General features: G+C 32.8%; 15 protein-coding genes and 2 pseudogenes. 15 read left to right on the top strand and 2 right to left on the bottom strand.

Going from position 1 to position 16,420, the window contains the following annotated elements; translation table 11 throughout:
• Nucleotides 1–51: 51 nt before the first annotated feature.
• Nucleotides 52–1,137, bottom strand: coding sequence for an NAD(P)H-dependent flavin oxidoreductase (locus KGF86_RS06390; protein ID WP_211741390.1), 1,086 nt, complete (start codon nt 1,135–1,137; stop codon nt 52–54).
• Nucleotides 1,138–1,559: 422 nt separating this feature from the next.
• On the opposite strand from KGF86_RS06390, the gene KGF86_RS06385 reads away from it, so the two are divergent.
• From KGF86_RS06385 to KGF86_RS06345, 9 genes are all read left to right on the top strand, one after another.
• On the top strand, nt 1,560–1,862 hold the full coding sequence (locus KGF86_RS06385; RefSeq protein WP_211741592.1) for a LysR substrate-binding domain-containing protein: 303 nt from the start codon (nt 1,560–1,562) through the stop codon (nt 1,860–1,862).
• A 253-nt stretch (nt 1,863–2,115) separates the two neighbouring features.
• Nucleotides 2,116–2,493: a BlaI/MecI/CopY family transcriptional regulator gene (locus KGF86_RS06380; RefSeq protein ID WP_211741389.1), complete on the top strand. Its 378-nt coding sequence runs from the start codon at nt 2,116–2,118 to the stop codon at nt 2,491–2,493.
• Between the two features lie 2 nt (nt 2,494–2,495).
• Nucleotides 2,496–3,422, top strand: a complete 927-nt coding sequence (locus KGF86_RS06375; RefSeq protein WP_211741388.1) for a M56 family metallopeptidase — start codon at nt 2,496–2,498, stop codon at nt 3,420–3,422.
• Entirely contained in the window at nt 3,419–3,667 is a 249-nt protein-coding gene (locus KGF86_RS06370; protein ID WP_211741387.1) for a hypothetical protein, read from the top strand. Before KGF86_RS06375 ends, KGF86_RS06370 begins: the two co-directional genes overlap by 4 nt.
• Nucleotides 3,668–3,712: 45 nt before the next feature.
• Entirely contained in the window at nt 3,713–4,780 is a 1,068-nt protein-coding gene (locus KGF86_RS06365) for a beta-glucanase/beta-glucan synthetase (protein ID WP_211741386.1), read from the top strand.
• 14 nt (nt 4,781–4,794) lie between these two features.
• Nucleotides 4,795–5,985: a transcriptional regulator gene (locus tag KGF86_RS06360; protein WP_211741385.1), complete on the top strand. Its 1,191-nt coding sequence runs from the start codon at nt 4,795–4,797 to the stop codon at nt 5,983–5,985.
• 32 nt (nt 5,986–6,017) lie between these two features.
• Entirely contained in the window at nt 6,018–6,887 is an 870-nt protein-coding gene (locus KGF86_RS06355; protein WP_211741384.1) for an ABC transporter ATP-binding protein, read from the top strand.
• A gap of 32 nt (nt 6,888–6,919) precedes the next feature.
• Nucleotides 6,920–8,119, top strand: coding sequence for an ABC transporter permease (locus KGF86_RS06350; RefSeq protein WP_246521342.1), 1,200 nt, complete (start codon nt 6,920–6,922; stop codon nt 8,117–8,119).
• A gap of 10 nt (nt 8,120–8,129) precedes the next feature.
• Nucleotides 8,130–10,151: a DUF5050 domain-containing protein gene (locus KGF86_RS06345; RefSeq protein WP_211741382.1), complete on the top strand. Its 2,022-nt coding sequence runs from the start codon at nt 8,130–8,132 to the stop codon at nt 10,149–10,151.
• Between the two features lie 20 nt (nt 10,152–10,171).
• Here KGF86_RS06345 and KGF86_RS06340 read toward each other — a convergent pair.
• Nucleotides 10,172–10,246: pseudogene (locus tag KGF86_RS06340) on the bottom strand (XRE family transcriptional regulator); the annotation flags it as partial.
• 440 nt (nt 10,247–10,686) lie between these two features.
• Between KGF86_RS06340 and KGF86_RS06335 the strand changes: the two are divergent.
• The 6 genes and pseudogenes from KGF86_RS06335 to KGF86_RS06310 all read left to right on the top strand — a co-directional run bounded on the left by KGF86_RS06335 (nt 10,687) and on the right by KGF86_RS06310 (nt 16,368).
• Nucleotides 10,687–11,438, top strand: a pseudogene (locus KGF86_RS06335) (class I SAM-dependent methyltransferase).
• Nucleotides 11,439–11,915: 477 nt separating this feature from the next.
• A complete protein-coding gene (locus KGF86_RS06330) occupies nt 11,916–12,353 on the top strand; it encodes a hypothetical protein (protein WP_246521338.1) in 438 nt (145 codons plus the stop codon).
• A 374-nt stretch (nt 12,354–12,727) separates the two neighbouring features.
• Nucleotides 12,728–13,138, top strand: a complete 411-nt coding sequence (locus tag KGF86_RS06325; protein WP_211741381.1) for a heavy metal-binding domain-containing protein — start codon at nt 12,728–12,730, stop codon at nt 13,136–13,138.
• A gap of 512 nt (nt 13,139–13,650) precedes the next feature.
• Nucleotides 13,651–14,193 (top strand): signal peptidase I, encoded by a 543-nt coding sequence (gene lepB / locus KGF86_RS06320; protein WP_211741380.1) that lies wholly within the window; start codon nt 13,651–13,653, stop codon nt 14,191–14,193.
• A 514-nt stretch (nt 14,194–14,707) separates the two neighbouring features.
• Nucleotides 14,708–15,052, top strand: coding sequence for an ArsR/SmtB family transcription factor (locus KGF86_RS06315; protein ID WP_186871518.1), 345 nt, complete (start codon nt 14,708–14,710; stop codon nt 15,050–15,052).
• Between the two features lie 26 nt (nt 15,053–15,078).
• On the top strand, nt 15,079–16,368 hold the full coding sequence (locus KGF86_RS06310) for an arsenic transporter (protein WP_211741590.1): 1,290 nt from the start codon (nt 15,079–15,081) through the stop codon (nt 16,366–16,368).
• Nucleotides 16,369–16,420: the final 52 nt, after the last annotated feature.

Below are 16,420 nucleotides of genomic sequence, written 5' to 3'. Positions count from 1 at the left end.
GTATACACAAAAATCTAGCATTAGCTAATAGATTTTTGTGTATACAAGAAATCACAGTTCTTCTAACGAACTTAATATATTTGCTTCTGCGATCATATTTTTAATTAACATGGAAACGGTTTGGTTTTTAGCTAATCTTAGATTTTGACCGGACCAAAGTGACATGAAATCTGGGTCATTTCGTGCAGCAGAAGTTTTTCTAATATCTTGAGTTAGTGTATTTTGAATAGGGAAATCTGGTAAAATCTTTTCATGTTCCTGCATTTCTAAAATAAATTTATTTTTTATTCCTCTTGCCCATTTACCAGAAAAGGAACGCGTTAATACAGTGTGATCTTCGTTAGCGCTGAGGATTGCCTCTTTATGAACTTGATTTGCCCCACTTTCAACACAAGTCAAGAAGGCCGTACCCATTTGTACCCCTTTAGCCCCTAAGCAGATGGAAGCCATTAACCCTCTCCCGTCCATAATTCCGCCAGCAGCTACAACTGGAATCTTAACATTATCGACAACCTGTGGGATTAGGGACATTAATCCAACTAGGCTCTCTTTATCACTATCGATAAAGCTCCCCCGATGTCCACCTGCTTCGCTACCTTGAACAACCACAATATCCATTCCGGCTTTTTCATTTTCTACCGCTTCTCTAACGGTTGTAGCGGTTCCCATCAGTGTTATATGAGATTGTTTTAATTCTGCCATCACTTCATGAGAAGGAATACCAAATGTAAAAGAACAAATAGGAACCTTTTCTTCTATAACAACCTTAATTTGTTCCATAAACGTATGAGAAACATCATGAGAATTAGAAATTTCAAAGCTTTCTTTTGGCTTTAAATTCAATTGCTTTCGAATTTGATTTAAGGGACGATTAGCTGATTTAATTTGATCCTCTATTATATCAAAGTCGTTAGGAACAAATAGATTTATGCCAAAAGGCTTTGATGTTAACTGTCTTATTTCCCGTATTTGTTCCTGTATTTGGATTGATGTCATATACCCTGCACCAATCATTCCTAGACCGCCGGAATTTGAAACCTCAGCCACTAATTTTGAAGTTGTTATTCCACCAGCCATTGGAGCTTGTATAATTGGATATTCTATTTTTAAAAGCTCTTTCATTTTATTCTTTAACATAGTTAATACTCCTTGTACTCAATATTATAAGTATTCCTTTTGGGCACTTCTTAAACTTATGTGCATTTATGCTATGCTAAAAGATGAAATTCGTCTGTTAATGGTAGAAAGGTTAACTCTTTAAATACGGCTACTAGCTTCTTTAATAAACCTGATATTTAAATTATATAGCTTATTTGCTATAAGGTATAATATATAAAAGTGATAGTTGATATCATTTATATTGATGGCTAAATGAAATTTAACAGTTAGAATCAGATCTTCAAACTAATTTGTTTTATAGACATAATCGTAGAACTACTTTAACAGCCAAGGGAAGCATGTTATTAACATAAACCAAAAAGATATTTGATCTTGTCGAGGAAACAAAAAGTGTGGTGCAAGCAAATCAAACTCCAAGTGGCCCACTAGCAATTGGATCAATGGAAACAACGGCGACAGTTTGTTTACCAATCTTGCTTTCAAAGTATCATAAAGTTTATCCAGATGTGGATTTAACCTTAAAAACAGGCTTTACGGAACAATATATTCAAGCAGTGCTACAGTATGAACTTGATGGAGCCTTCGTAGCAGGGCCTATCGGACATACCGAACTGAATGAAGAGGAAATAATTGAAGAATTGACCATAATTACGGATACAATTCATCCTCCTATTTCCTCTATTCAGGATATCCATTCAAGGACATTGCTTGTATTTCAGTATCTTATTGTCAATGATACCTAGCTTTGAAGGGATGGATAAACAGGCAATTATGAAATTGTTTAATGTTATGATGCTTCGGGCTGGGATCACGCTCATTATTACAATTGCTTTTAGCATTTCCTCTATGCTTTACAGCTTAACGACAAGACCTAATTAGTTAGAATGATACACTCCTATTTTAGACAATTGTAAAATATTCATTAAAGCTATTGACTATCATATTTTTACAAGTGTAGAATATAAAAAAGACAATTGTAGAAAAGGAGTTATTTGTATGGAAAATATGAAGAGGCTTCCAGACGCAGAATTTGAAATTATGAAGGTTGTATGGGAGAAAGAATCACCTATCACAACAGCGATGATTATGGAAGAAATAGGGGATAAACGCAAGTGGAAAGCACCAACTGTGCTTACCCTTATGAGACGTTTAGTCGAAAGAGGGTTTTTACGAACAGAAAAAAAGGGAAAAGAGCGTACGTATTATCCTTTGATAAGTAAAGAAGATTATCTCGAATTAGAAACAGAAAAGTTTATGAAACAGTATCATAAAAACTCATTTTTAAGCTTAGTCAACACTTTGTACAACACAAAAGAGCCTTCCGAGAAAGAATTAGATGAATTATTGAAATGGGCTAAAGAACGGAGGAATTAATTTTGCAGCAATTTATGATTTCGTTACTTGAAGTGTCTATAGCTATGTCAATAATCGCGATTGTGTACATTTCGGTCACGCCATTTTTAAGCAAATTTTTTACAGCAAATGGACGTTATTATGCATGGTTGGTGATTATTTTAGGGATGATTATTCCATTCAGATTTTCTTGGCTAGAATCAGTAATTGCAATTGATACATTCATGCCTGCAACAAATAATTATTTCGTAAAACCATATGAAATAACCACGTTATCAATTTTTTCATGGCCTGTTCTATTTAGTGTGCTATGGCTTGTCGGTGTGGCTGTTTTTATCACAATTCATATAATTCGGCACAGACATTTCTTGAAAATGGTAAAACGTTGGATCATTAAAGTGGATGATGAACAAGTACTGAATATGTTGCATGGGGTTCAAACGGAGTTGCGAATTAAGAAACAGATAGAATTGCAAACCTGTCATGGTATTTCTAGTCCTATGTTGCTTGGTTTTTTCCGGCCAACGATTTTGCTTCCAATAAACTACATTCCTCCAGATGAGCTTCCGCTTATTTTAAAGCATGAGTTGATCCATTATAAACGCGGAGACATTTGGTATAAAGCATTAGTATTTTTAGCTACAGCACTGCATTGGTTCAATCCATTCGTTTATCTAGTAGCAAGAGAAATCGCTATTCAGTGCGAGATTTCTTGTGATGAAGAAGTAGTGAAAAGTACAGACATGAATGGTCGACAGAAATACGTTGAAGCAATCATTGGGGTTATTAGAAAACAACCAATGGTGAAAAGCAAATTCTCTACAAATTTTTATAGTGGAAAGAAAGGGATGAAACATAGGGTTTTCTCCATTATGGACGCCAGAAATAAAAAACGAGGATTTTCAATTTTGGCAATAGTTCTTGTACTAACTTTCAGTACAAGCATATGATAAAAATTAGTATACCAGATTTTCCCTTCGAAAATTCTGTTTTTGCATCTGAAAGTAAGCTAGAACAAAACCATACAGATGATGAGGAAAATAAAAAGGTTGATCAGACTCTTTCCAAGAAGGATAAATCTGTTCTAGAGAAGGAAAAGGTTATTTTAAAAGATGCGACTGAGGAGTATGTATTAATAGCTAATGATGAAAATAATTTCGAATCTGATAATCCTAAGTTAGTAGAGAGTAAGTAATGCTACTATCGTGGAAAGTCAAAAACATGAAAGGAGAAATATATTTTGAACAAAAGATTACTTTTCACGTATGGGTTTTCATTCATTGTATTGCTTCTTATTGTCACGGGGTGCTCCAAAGATGATGTGGAGGAAGAAAAAGAACAAGTAGCAATTAATGAAAATAATGAGAATCCATTTGAAATAGATGAAGAAGATACAGTCATTATGGGCTCTATATGGCATAGTTACGCCAATGTAGAAGTAGATGATAATGATGAAGTAATACCTTTAACCTATGATGGAGATGAACTAGTAATAGATTACTCTGTTCAAGCAGAAGGAAAAGCAACCAATATTGGTTTCTTAGTATATGTAGACGGCATTGCACAACCATATAAACTTAATACGACGGAGTCAGCTTATCAATACATGCATATTTTTGATTTAGAAGAAGAGGGTGTTGATACACCGTTTCAATTTATCTTTACACCGATTACTGGAAAAGAAGGAGAAACTGTTAATGTAACGATTACTAGCATATACAATCCTTCATTTATACCAGATATGAAGGAAACAACCTCTTATGGTGGTTATCATCATGCTTTGTCTGTAATACGTCCAATAGAATTTCATGAGAAACCTGAATTTCTAAATTTGAATGACCTTCCAACAAATAAGATTTTAAACGACATTAGTATATCAACTGAACCTGTAACGGATGATTTTCTAGAAAAGTTAGGTGGTGGAGTAACCACGATTGATTCAGAAATGTTAGATACTAATGTATTTAACTTCGTCGAGATAGAAGATAAACCAGACAATGAAACAAACTTTCAAATAACTGATCAAGGTAACTTACATATGAAGTTAAAAATTCTTGGTCATCCAGGTGTAGCATATCAAAACACTTTTTATTTGAATCATCAAGCTCTCTCTGATCAAGAAGGAAATACTTCATTTGAAACTAAATTGACTAAAGGTGACGTGTCTGTTATTGATGTGGAAATTGATATAGACACATTAGATGATTTTAGTACCTTTTATGTTGTATCAACACCAGTGAATCCAGGAGACTTTTATGAGAATGTCCTTACGCCCTTAAAAACACCATCCGTATTATTATATAAATGATTGGAGTATCTGCCATGAAATCAAGATTTACTATTTCTATATTTATTCTGCTTATACTTTTCATAGTAGGATGTACAGCCCCAGAAACAGGAGAGGAACTAGAAGAAGAAAAAGATAATCCCATAGATACTTCTGTAGATACAGAAGGAAATACGGATTCTTCCTCTCCTTCTAAATCTACGGCGACTATTTCGAGTTTGGAGCAAATACAAGGAGATATACGTCATGTGCACTATGCTGGAAAAGGAAAAGTTTTGATATCCGCAGAAAGGTTATATTTATATGATTTAGACACAGAAAACATACTAACAGAAGTTTCACAAGAATCAAAGGAGAATGAGCGGGTTTGGATCATTGACGATGGCTACGTGGTTATTCAAGAAATGGAAGATGATAGTGTTAGTATGACAGAATGGGAGCCTGATTATCAAGGTGTTTTCTATAATGAGGATCTAAAACAAGTGTCTGATTTTGACTTCAATCAATTGCTAGAGGAAGACGATTTTTTAATGTCATTAAAACAAATTTCCTTTAATCATGATGGAACGAATATGGCCTATGCAACCCACTCAGGTTTATATATATATGATTTCGAATTAGAAAAAAAGACAAAAATCCTTGATTTGGAGTCTGAAAATTTTGATAATCGTTCCAATATAGCAGCATTAGAACAGATTGGTTTTATTAACGATGGAACACAGATAGCTTTCAAAGCACAGACACTGCCATCTCAACCTGATCAACCCTCTTATGATACTTGTGGAATCGTTAATATAGATGGCTCTAATCTGTCTAATCAAACATTTGATAATTATACTTGTAAAGAATTGATAGCTTACAATGATTGGATATTATTAGCAGAGGATGTCACGAATGCTACTGGTAGATTGATGGTAATGGAACAGAAGACAGAAAAAACAACCATCCATACACTAACAGATAAAGATGAAAGTGGTATAATTGCAGGCTCTGATGAAGGAGCATACTTTGCGACATTTCGTTCAGAAAATCAAGATTTTATCATCCGTATCTATGATACAAAGACTGGAGAACTAATAGAAGAACTACAAAATACTGTTGATGAAGAAGCACTTCTTTATCAACAGCCTATTCTAAAGGTAGTAGATGATACAAGAACGATTATTCTTTTATTAGGATCTAAACAAGAAGATATAGAAACAAAAATAATAGTTAATCATTTTTAATAAATTACTTTTCATAAAAGGAGTATCCGCTAGTGAAAGTATCATTTGAAGGAATTTCTAAAAAATACAAGGGAAAATGGGCACTAAAGGATTTCTCTTCCAATTTAGAATATGGTATTTATGGTCTATTGGGTGAAAATGGCGCTGGTAAAACCACATTAATTAATATATTTGTTGGTATTTTAAAGAGTGATCAAGGAAGGGTATTAATTAATGGTAGTGATGTTAAAAAAATTGGCATTGATTTTTTATCTCATATCGGTTATTTGCCGCAATACCCTCAATTTTACAAAGAGTTTACAGTCCTTGAATTTTTAAAATATATGTCCGTACTAAAAGGAATTCCAAAAGAACAGGGAGAAAAAAGAGCAAAAGAATTATTGTCAATGGTCAATTTAAGTGAAGCTAAGGATATGAAAGTTGGTGCATTATCGGGAGGAATGCGACAACGTGTTGGTATCGCTCAAGCAATGTTAAATGATCCCGATATTTTAATTTTAGATGAACCTACTGCTGGACTTGACCCTCAAGAAAGAATTCGATTTCGAAACTTAATTACGAAGTTTTCAAAAAATAGAATTGTTTTGTTAGCGACACATATTGTATCAGATATTGAACATGTAGCTAATCAGGTTATTTTACTAAAAAATGGAGAACTTCTTAAGCAAGGAGCTCCTCGGAAACTTACGGATGAAATAAAGGGAAAAGTCTGGTCTATCACAGTAACAGATGATTCTTTAGAGGAAATGCTTCATCTTAAAATTAGTAGTATGATGCGAGATGACCAAGGTATACATATAAGAGTGATTGCAGACGAGAAACCCGCTGACCATGCTGTTCATGTAAAGCCAAATTTAGAAGATGTATTCTTGTATCATTCTAGTGAGGGTGAGAAATGGTGAGATTGTTCTTTTTTGAATTCCGAAAACACTTCATGAAAAAGTCCCTAGTTATCGCAATCATATGCTTCAGTCTATTAAATATTGCGAAAATATATAGTGAATATCATGAGAAATCTCTATTATCTTCATCAGCTAATCCAGAATGGCAAGAACTTTATTGGAATGAAATCTATGAACAGTTTAAAGGGGTTATGACAGATAAAAAGATTGACAGATTAATGTCTATTTACAAACCATTAGAACAACAAACAGCAGATAAAACCGCTAGCACAGAAACTAATAACCCCAATACATTTACAGGGAATTTGTACAATGATCATTTATTTTTTAAGTGGAATTTTGTTGACCCGATGGAATACTCTTATATGTACAAACAATATGCGAATGACGTTGTAAAAAACGCTAAGGAAAACGTATCTTTTTTTGAATCGTTAGGAAATGATTATGAATATAAAAAAAATAAGATAATATTGAATCGATTTCAAGGAAGAAGTATTGATTCGTTTTCTTATACTGAAATGTTTCAATACTATATTCATTATGATTTTTCCGCCTTTCTTGTAATATTAATATGTTTATATGCTTTAATGAGTGTATTTGTAACGGAAAAGGAAACAGAAATGAATGTACTTCTATTGACGACTAAAGCAGGTGGACATAAAACTATTTTTGCCAAGTTATTTTCTGCCTCCGTCTTTGTTATTGCTGTATCCTTTTGGTTTGGAATAATTGATTTTATTGCATTTGCTAGTTTTTTTGGCTCTTTAGAAGCATTATTTTCACCAATTTATGCAATTGAAAATTTTGCAAATACAGCCCTTGATATTAACTTAGGAGAATATGCACTATTATCATTAGTGGTAAAGACAATAGGATTTTTAATCGTTTCTTATCTATTTTTATTCACTTCATTATTCTTTAAAAACGCTTTACTTCCATTTATTATCAATCTGTTTTTTATGTTCGGATTTATTTATTTTCAAGAAGCATACATGGGTTCTGAACAAATAATATTTAAAGTTATTAATCCGTTTTCTTTAGTTGTTCATCGTGATTTATTTGGTGGAACGGAGTTTGTGAATTTATTTGGTTTTCCTATACTAAGTTATACGGCAGCTATCTTTTTTGGGGGAATATGGGGCGGACCTTTTCTATTATCGATCTTCATATTTCAAAGAAAAAATACTATATATCGAATCGGGGTGAAGAAACGTGTCGATATGGTGGTATGAGATAAAAAAAATGTTTTTTTATCAAAAAGGATTGCTTTGGGTTAGTTTATATTTTATTTTTAGTTTCGCCTTTCTTTTCTTTTTTGATTCTCCGAAAAATCCAGAATTAGAAATGAATAATTCTGCTTATCAATATTATTTAGATTTAGTAAATGGTTCACATACAGATGAAACCGAGCAACTATTTAGAAATGAAGCTAATAGAATTTCTGAAGCACAGGCAGAACTGACAAAAATCTATGATGATTATTATGATGGCCATATTTCAGAGAATGAACTACAGGATTTAATTCCTAGCTTAGAAAAGATAATAGAGAATGAACGAGGTTTTCAAGTTATTTTTGATCAATATAAGTATGTCCGTGAAAACCCCGATAACAGATACTATTTGGCTACAAATGGTTGGGATGGTTTGCTATCTACAGAACAGTTAGACTTTGGTTTGCTGTTATTGTTATTATTGCTAGTAACTCCTGTATTTTGTGCGGAATATTCAAGTGACATGCGTTCTCTTCATTTGACATTACGTAAAGGAACAAGAGAGCATGCTATTTCTAAAATGTTACTAGTGTTCCTCGTTGTTATTATCATTTCTATTTTATCCATAATGTTGAGATATGGATTTTATGATATGAAATATGGTTTAGATCATGGGAACTACCCTCTTCAAAGTTTGCCTTATTTTGGAGCATCCCTAAAAGAAATTTCATTATCTTCTACATTTTTATGGTCTACCATTTTAAAAATATTTGGCAATTTGATTTTTGCGATGTTAATTATGTTATTTTCTGTATGGACAAAGAAATATGCTTTAACGTTATTTTCTTCAACCATTATATTATTGCTTCCGTACTATCTATTTACTTTGGACTCTTCGAAGTACTTTTTACCAGGCCCGCTTGGGTTTATGCTTTCTACAGGATATTTCAGAGGAAGTGAATATGAGCGTAATCCTTTTACTGATCAGATAGACTTGATATATGAAGGGGTTCCGGTGATGACGTTGGTTATCTTACTAATTATTAGTTTGTGTATAGGAATTGGCGCATGGATAGTAATACTCTTTTATCATACGAATGCATGGTATGCAAGGAAAAGACGTCATAAGCTAAAATCACTTAGCATAACGCTGCTTCTTTGCATGATTGCAGTTACCCTTGTAGGTTGCGACTTTTCTAATGAGGTAGATAATGAACACGATATTTTTAACTCTATTTCTAGACAAACTTTTGAAAATGATTCCTACCGTTTTTATATAGATGAATCGGATGTAGAGAATATTCGACCTGTATTTGAAGATAAAGAAACAGGAGAAATAAAGAATCTTATGAGAAGCCCTTTCTCATCCTTAACGAGTATAGAAAATTATATATATGGTAATGGCTCATTAGTCTATTATATGAAAATGGATTATGATAAGTCAGGTTTTTATAAGGAAACCAATCGGCTCTCGCTTATTGAAGTGGATACAACAACTTTTGATGAAAAAATAATCTATGAAAAGAATGCAAATATGACTAAGGATACTTTTTTAGGTCTACATACGACAGATGACATTGATTTCCTTGGTATCACTTCTTTTTTTGTGGATAAGAGATATATTTATTTTGTGGTTGATGATAATCAAATAAGACGAATTAATCGACTAACTGGAAAAGAAGATACGATTATTCAAACTTCTGTATTTAACAATATCGCTTATAACGGCAGATATATTTATTACCCGAATGAAGCTTACCAAGTCATCAAGTATGATATTCAAACAGAAAAAGAAATGACGATTCCTGACATTATAACAACACAATTTTTCCTTACAGACAGCGAATTACTTTATATCAACCGTCAGGATAACTATAGTATTTATGCTATGAATTTAAGTGATTCTAACATTCGAAAAATCACCAATAAACCGGCATGGAGTATTACTGGTGATGATGATTTTATTTATTACAAAAGTAAGATAGACAATGAACTGTATCGAATTGATCGAGATGGACAAAATGAAATGTTAATAAATGAGGATAATGAATAAATGTAATCAGAAAATAATTATTCAATATTGGTTAAATAACGAGGGGCAATTTCAATTTTCGATCCCACTTGTTCTCGAGTTAAACCCAATTTTAAAAAGATTGTTAAATTAGATACTGCTTATTTCTTTTATAATACAACAATGGAAAATATGGGCTGTAGTCAAAAAGTAATCAGGGAAGATTACCTTTTTCATTTGGTAAAATCTAATAATATATTATGTTACTTTTATATTAAAACGAGCTGTGGTAATGAGGAAATATGCATAGATTCAGATTTGATAAGAAACGAGGAAGGATATTAATAGATGATATTAGGTGAACGTAATAAGATAGTTTATCTAGCTTTCATAAACAGGGAGAAGAATTTAAAACATTTTAAGTTTTCTATTCAGATAATGGAATATTATGGTAGATAAAGTAAAAAGGAATATCTGCCAGCATATTGTTAGTTAGAGAGGAGACGCATCATTGGGGATATTGAACTTTCATCATTCTCCTGTAAAAATATGAAATACTTTACAGGAGGATTATTAAATGAATATAAAAGAAGCTCATAAATTTTATAGAAAACAATTCGATATGTTTAAAGACATAGTAGATTTATCTACACCCTATATACCTCACGTAGAAGAAATTATCGAACAGGTAGGTAGACCTTTTACGACTGTTTTAGAACTTGGTGCTGGAAATGGTTTATTAGCTCGGAGTCTTTCAACTTTTGATAAAACCATTACTACAGTTGAATTAGTACCTGAAATGGTAGAATTTGCAAAGAATTATCAACCATCAAATGTAACATCACTTTGTGGTAGTTTTTATGATATTGAATTAAAGGACACTTTTGATACAGTCTTGTATATAGACGGTTTTGGAATAGGGACAGATGAAGAACAATTAACATTACTAAAAAGAATCTATCATTGGTTGAAGCCTGAAGGAGTAGCATTAATTGATATTTACCAGCCAGACTACTGGAAAAAAGTAAATGGTCAAAGAATGAGGCCATTTCCGAATTCAAAAATATCACGTATATACGGATATGATGAGAACCTTAATAGAATGACAGATACTTGGTGGGAAGATGAACATCCTGATATAAAATATACCCAGTCGTTAAAATGTTACTCTCCTGATGAAATTAGTGCGTTATGTAGTAAAGCCGATTTAAATGTAAGGCTTATTTCCCTGGTGGAGCGATGGATTTTGAGAAATGGCAATTCAAAAATTTAGTAAGTTTATCAGAATGTCTTAGTTATAGAATAAAGATTAAAAAAGCATTTAGTTGATGTAATGACCAATGGCTAGTGTAACTACTCAAAATGTTATCTGCCTAAGCAGAACCTCATACCTTCTGCGCTCATCATGTGTGGAGAACATGTTTTGCTATATAAATTTGCTAATGGTGGAGTTGGAGGTTCTCCTTTGGGACAAATTCAACTAGTATTTTGGTTCATATTAATTATTGAGGTGATCTTATTTAGTTCATTAGGCGTCGCATATAATAGAAAAAACAAATAAATGATTTTCACAAACATGGGTATTCCTGTTTAACAAGGGATGCCCTTTTTTAATTCATGTTAAAACCAGTTAATTGACGATTGGGGGCATTGCTCAAGACCAACAACTCCATATTTACTATTAGTAAATTGAAACAAGGAACATTACTTAAAATAGAATTCAAGAAGAATCAAAGTCGGACTATAAAAGCAGAATGATTGAATAAGCATAAAAGGTATTGGGATATTAGTATAGAGGTGAAGTTTATGAAAATAGTTGGTGTTATAGCAATGTTAATCTCTGTCATTCCCTTTGTACCAAGCCTTAATTATGTACAAGCCGATATAGAATGCCCGGAAATAGAACAAGTAAAGGAAACATCAATAGATGATAAAGATGAACTATTTAGTGCACTTCAGATTATTGTTTCTGATATTTATGGAAAAGGGGAGTATGGGGAGTTGTATTCTGAGTGGGAAGTATTAACGGCTCTCCCTTTTCCCCAAACTGTAGGGCTAGAAAACGATGCAGTATATTATGAAATGGCAAAAAACTTTTGTGGGCAAGCCGTGGCGGACAAATCGTGGTTAGTAAGATTATATTTCCCAAAATGGGAGGGAAAAAGTGCTAGTGCACTAGAAGGTCAAATCTTTTTATCAAAAAGCAAGGAAAATGAGTGGTTCGTTTGGTTTAGGTATCACTAATAGTTTGTATAAAAGGATACTTGAGTTAAGGAAAGACCGTCATTAATTTGACGGTCTTTATTTACTTAACTATTAATTCTCGTGAAATTGAATATTAAGCTAATAGAATAATTGTAAACGAAAATCATAGCAAAAGTAGTTTTAGCAACCATGGAAAATCAAATAGGTACTAAAACGTGTTTTCTTACTTTAAATTTTCTGGGGTCTATACAACTTGCTGTGGCAATATTCAATGCATTAGAAGCGCTTCCTTATAATAATGACATATCCATTTATGAATTAAATTTATTATGCTAATATTGAAATAGCAGTTAATAAATTAATAGAAAGTTATACAAGGTTATACTAAATTAATATAGAAAGGGTTATAAATTATGAGTCTTTTTAAGAGCAAAGAAGAGAAGTTGGAAAAAAAACAATTAAAAGAAGAACAGAAGTTGCAAAAAAAATTATTAAGAGAACAAGAATTAGATAAGATAAAAAATATGCCAGTATCGACTTTACCATCTTGTGATAAACCATTTCAAATCATTGGACTAGTGAGCTCTAGTTATGATACTGATGTAGCAGCTGATATTTCATATACTATAGAAGAATTAAAAGAGGAAGCACATAAACAAGGAGCAGACGCAGTTATTGGAGTAACCTTTCAAACCACAAGTATACCAGTAGGGCATAATAGAATTTTAGATACTAATAGACGCAGAATTAATGAAGAGAAACAAGAAAAGAGCATTATAAAAAGTAGGGCAGTAGGGACTGCGATTAAATACATAGAGGAATAAATCGGTTGAGACTACCTTTTATGGTAGTCTTTATGTTTGTTTATAAAAAAATGCACTAAAACGCTTTGAAAGAGATTCAATTTTAACTAATAGGTTAATAGGATAGCAAATAACAGGGAGATTATTAATCCGCTTTTTATCTGAAAATACCGGTTCCTTATTTGGAATATTATGTTAATATGGAAATAAACGTATTGATTCAACCAATACAACAAGATAAACAACTAGAACCTACTTTTTTAATATTATTCACTCGACAAATTTTAAGTCCTACCCATCTTAGAACAAGCATAGATTGTACTGAGGTGGGTTTTTATGAAAAAGCATCGTATAAATTTGTTGTATTTAAAAATTACCCCAAAATCGTGCAAACTGCCAAACAGAGGAAGGTAGATTAATTCAAGAGTTTACTAGTTAGCTAATCAAACAATAGTTAGGAAAAATATATAAAAGATTGATAAACTAATGGTAAAATAAGTATATAGTTAAATAACTTGAGCGGAGGCTGAGAAATGGCAAAGAAGAAAAATGAAATATTAGAATGGTTCAAACCGATAATTGGAGCACTTGTATTAGTCGTCCTTATTCGCACATTTATCTTTACACCGGTTGTAGTGGACGGATATTCGATGAATCCGACTCTACAGGACAGGGACCGCATGATTGTAACAAAAATTGGGGAACCCGAAAGATTTGATATTGTTGTGTTTCACGCCCCGGAAGGTAAAGATTATATTAAACGTGTAATTGGTCTCCCTGGTGATAGAATTGAATATAAGAATGATGTTTTATATATAAATGGAGAAGCATATGATGAACCTTATTTAGATAGTTTTAAAGAAAAAACACAAGGCACACTAACAGGATCCTTTACCTTAGAGGATACCGTAGTAGGTAGTGAAACCGTTCCAGAAGGCCACCTATTCGTGTTAGGCGATAATAGAAGGCATAGTACAGATAGCCGACATATTGGAGCAATACCGTTCGATAAAGTAGTTGGAACAACGAATATTGTTTACTATCCATTAAATGAAATAAAAATTATAACGAAATAAATTATTTAATCAAACCTCAACTAGAATTTTTAGCATAAAAGAGTGCATCTACTCCAATAGAGAGTGTTGCACTTTTTTATCATCCTCTTTGATTTTATAACTATAATAGCTGCTACAAAATGGCTATGCGCTACTGACCGGAAAGAACGGACGGGTCTTCAAACGAGTTAAATCCAAGATACGCTCATGACAAGATTTACTCATCTTCTTAACATACATTTAGAACAAATTGTTGAACAGCCAACCAACAAGATGTGCAGTATAATTAGCAGTTTACTATTTTAACTTAAGCCTATATCAACCCAACATACACGGATTAAACCTACTTGACAGTAAACCCTCTTTTAAATCCAAAGATCAACTGAATTGAAATCGTGTTGATAAATAGTAGATAGGAAGAAGAAAGGGAGAAGCTATAATCTCCATTAGATTGAAAAAAGCTAACTTTATACGTTGTTCATATAAGCAAATCATTATATAATTATAAATAAATGCTTTAGGTGGTGAATAGAGTATGTCAAAAGCAACTATTGAAATGGATAAAGCGTCAGCGATCTTAAAGTTATTAGGGGATAAGACACGCTTAACTATGATGAAGTTACTTGATAAGCATGATTGTTGTGTATGTGAGTTTGTGGAAATATTTAAAACAAGCCAACCATCCATTAGTCAACATATTCGTAAGTTAAGAGACTTAGGATTAATAAAAGAAGAGCGGAGAGGTCAATGGATATTCTACTCCATGAATAAATCGCATGAACATTATCCATTTGTTCAAGAAATCCTAAAACATCTACCAAATCAAGATGATAAATTAAGAGAATTAGAAGAACAAGGAACACGAATTACTTGTTGTTAACTTAAGGGGGAACTTATTTGTCAGCAATGGGAATACTCGCAATAATAATCTTTTTGGTCACATTAGTATTCGTTATTTGGCAACCAAAAGGATTATCAATTGGATGGTCTGCCTGTGGTGGTGCTATCTTGGCACTCTTAATAGGTGTCGTTGGTTTTCAAGACGTGATTGAGGTAACAGGGATTGTTTGGAATGCAACCTTAACATTTGTAGCAATTATCCTTATTTCGTTAGTATTAGATGAAATTGGGTTCTTTGAATGGGCTTCCTTGCACATGGCAAGAATCGCAAAAGGTAATGGAATAAAGATGTTCATTTATGTAAGTATACTTGGTGCTATCGTTGCAGCTTTTTTTGCAAATGATGGTGCAGCATTAATACTTACACCAATTGTTCTAGCGATGGTTCGAAATTTGAATTTTAAAGAAAAAATGGTTTTCCCATTTATAATGGCGAGCGGATTTATCGCTGATACAACTTCTTTACCACTTGTTGTCAGTAACTTAGTCAACATAGTTTCTGCAGACTTTTTTAATATTGGATTTGTGGAATATGCAACGAGAATGATTATACCAAATATCTTCTCGCTTGTTGCAACTATCGTGATCCTTTTAATTTACTTTAGAAAAAGTATTCCGAGGAACTATGATGTTTCACAATTAAACCCACCTTCTGAAGCAATTAAAGATAAGAAGATGTTTAATCTATCCTGGTATGTATTATCCGTTTTATTAATTGGGTATTTTGTTAGTGAGTTTATCCATCTCCCAGTTTCGATTGTCGCAGGGGTTATTGCAATCTTTTTCCTACTAGTAGCTAGAAAAAGTAAGGCAGTTAACACCATGGAAGTGATCAAAGGCGCACCCTGGAGTATTGTATTTTTCTCTATCGGAATGTATGTCGTTGTATTCGGCTTACGTAACGCTGGGTTGACGGATCTATTAGCAAATTTAATCCAGCTTGCTGCAGAGCAAGGATTATTTGTTGCAACAATTTCCATGGGATTTATAGCGGCCATTCTGTCATCCATTATGAATAACATGCCAACCGTTATGATTGATGCGATTGCCATTTCAGATACGAATACGACTGGAGTAATACGTGAAGCACTTATTTACGCCAATGTTATTGGTTCTGATTTAGGGCCAAAAATAACACCAATTGGTTCATTAGCCACTTTATTATGGCTTCATGTATTATCACAAAAAGGAGTAAAGATATCCTGGGGAACATACTTTAAGACGGGTATTGTTTTAACCATTCCTATCCTATTCATTACGTTACTTGGTTTATATCTTACGCTTTATTTCTTGTAATGGTATTAATGAATGGGTTGAATCAATACGTACGATTGAAAGGTAAAAACAG

This window comes from Ornithinibacillus massiliensis, assembly GCF_018310345.1.
GTDB classification, from domain to species: Bacteria; Bacillota; Bacilli; order Bacillales; family Amphibacillaceae; genus Ornithinibacillus; species Ornithinibacillus massiliensis.
Note: the sequence above shows the minus strand (reverse complement) of the source record. Positions and strands in the feature narration are given on the sequence as shown.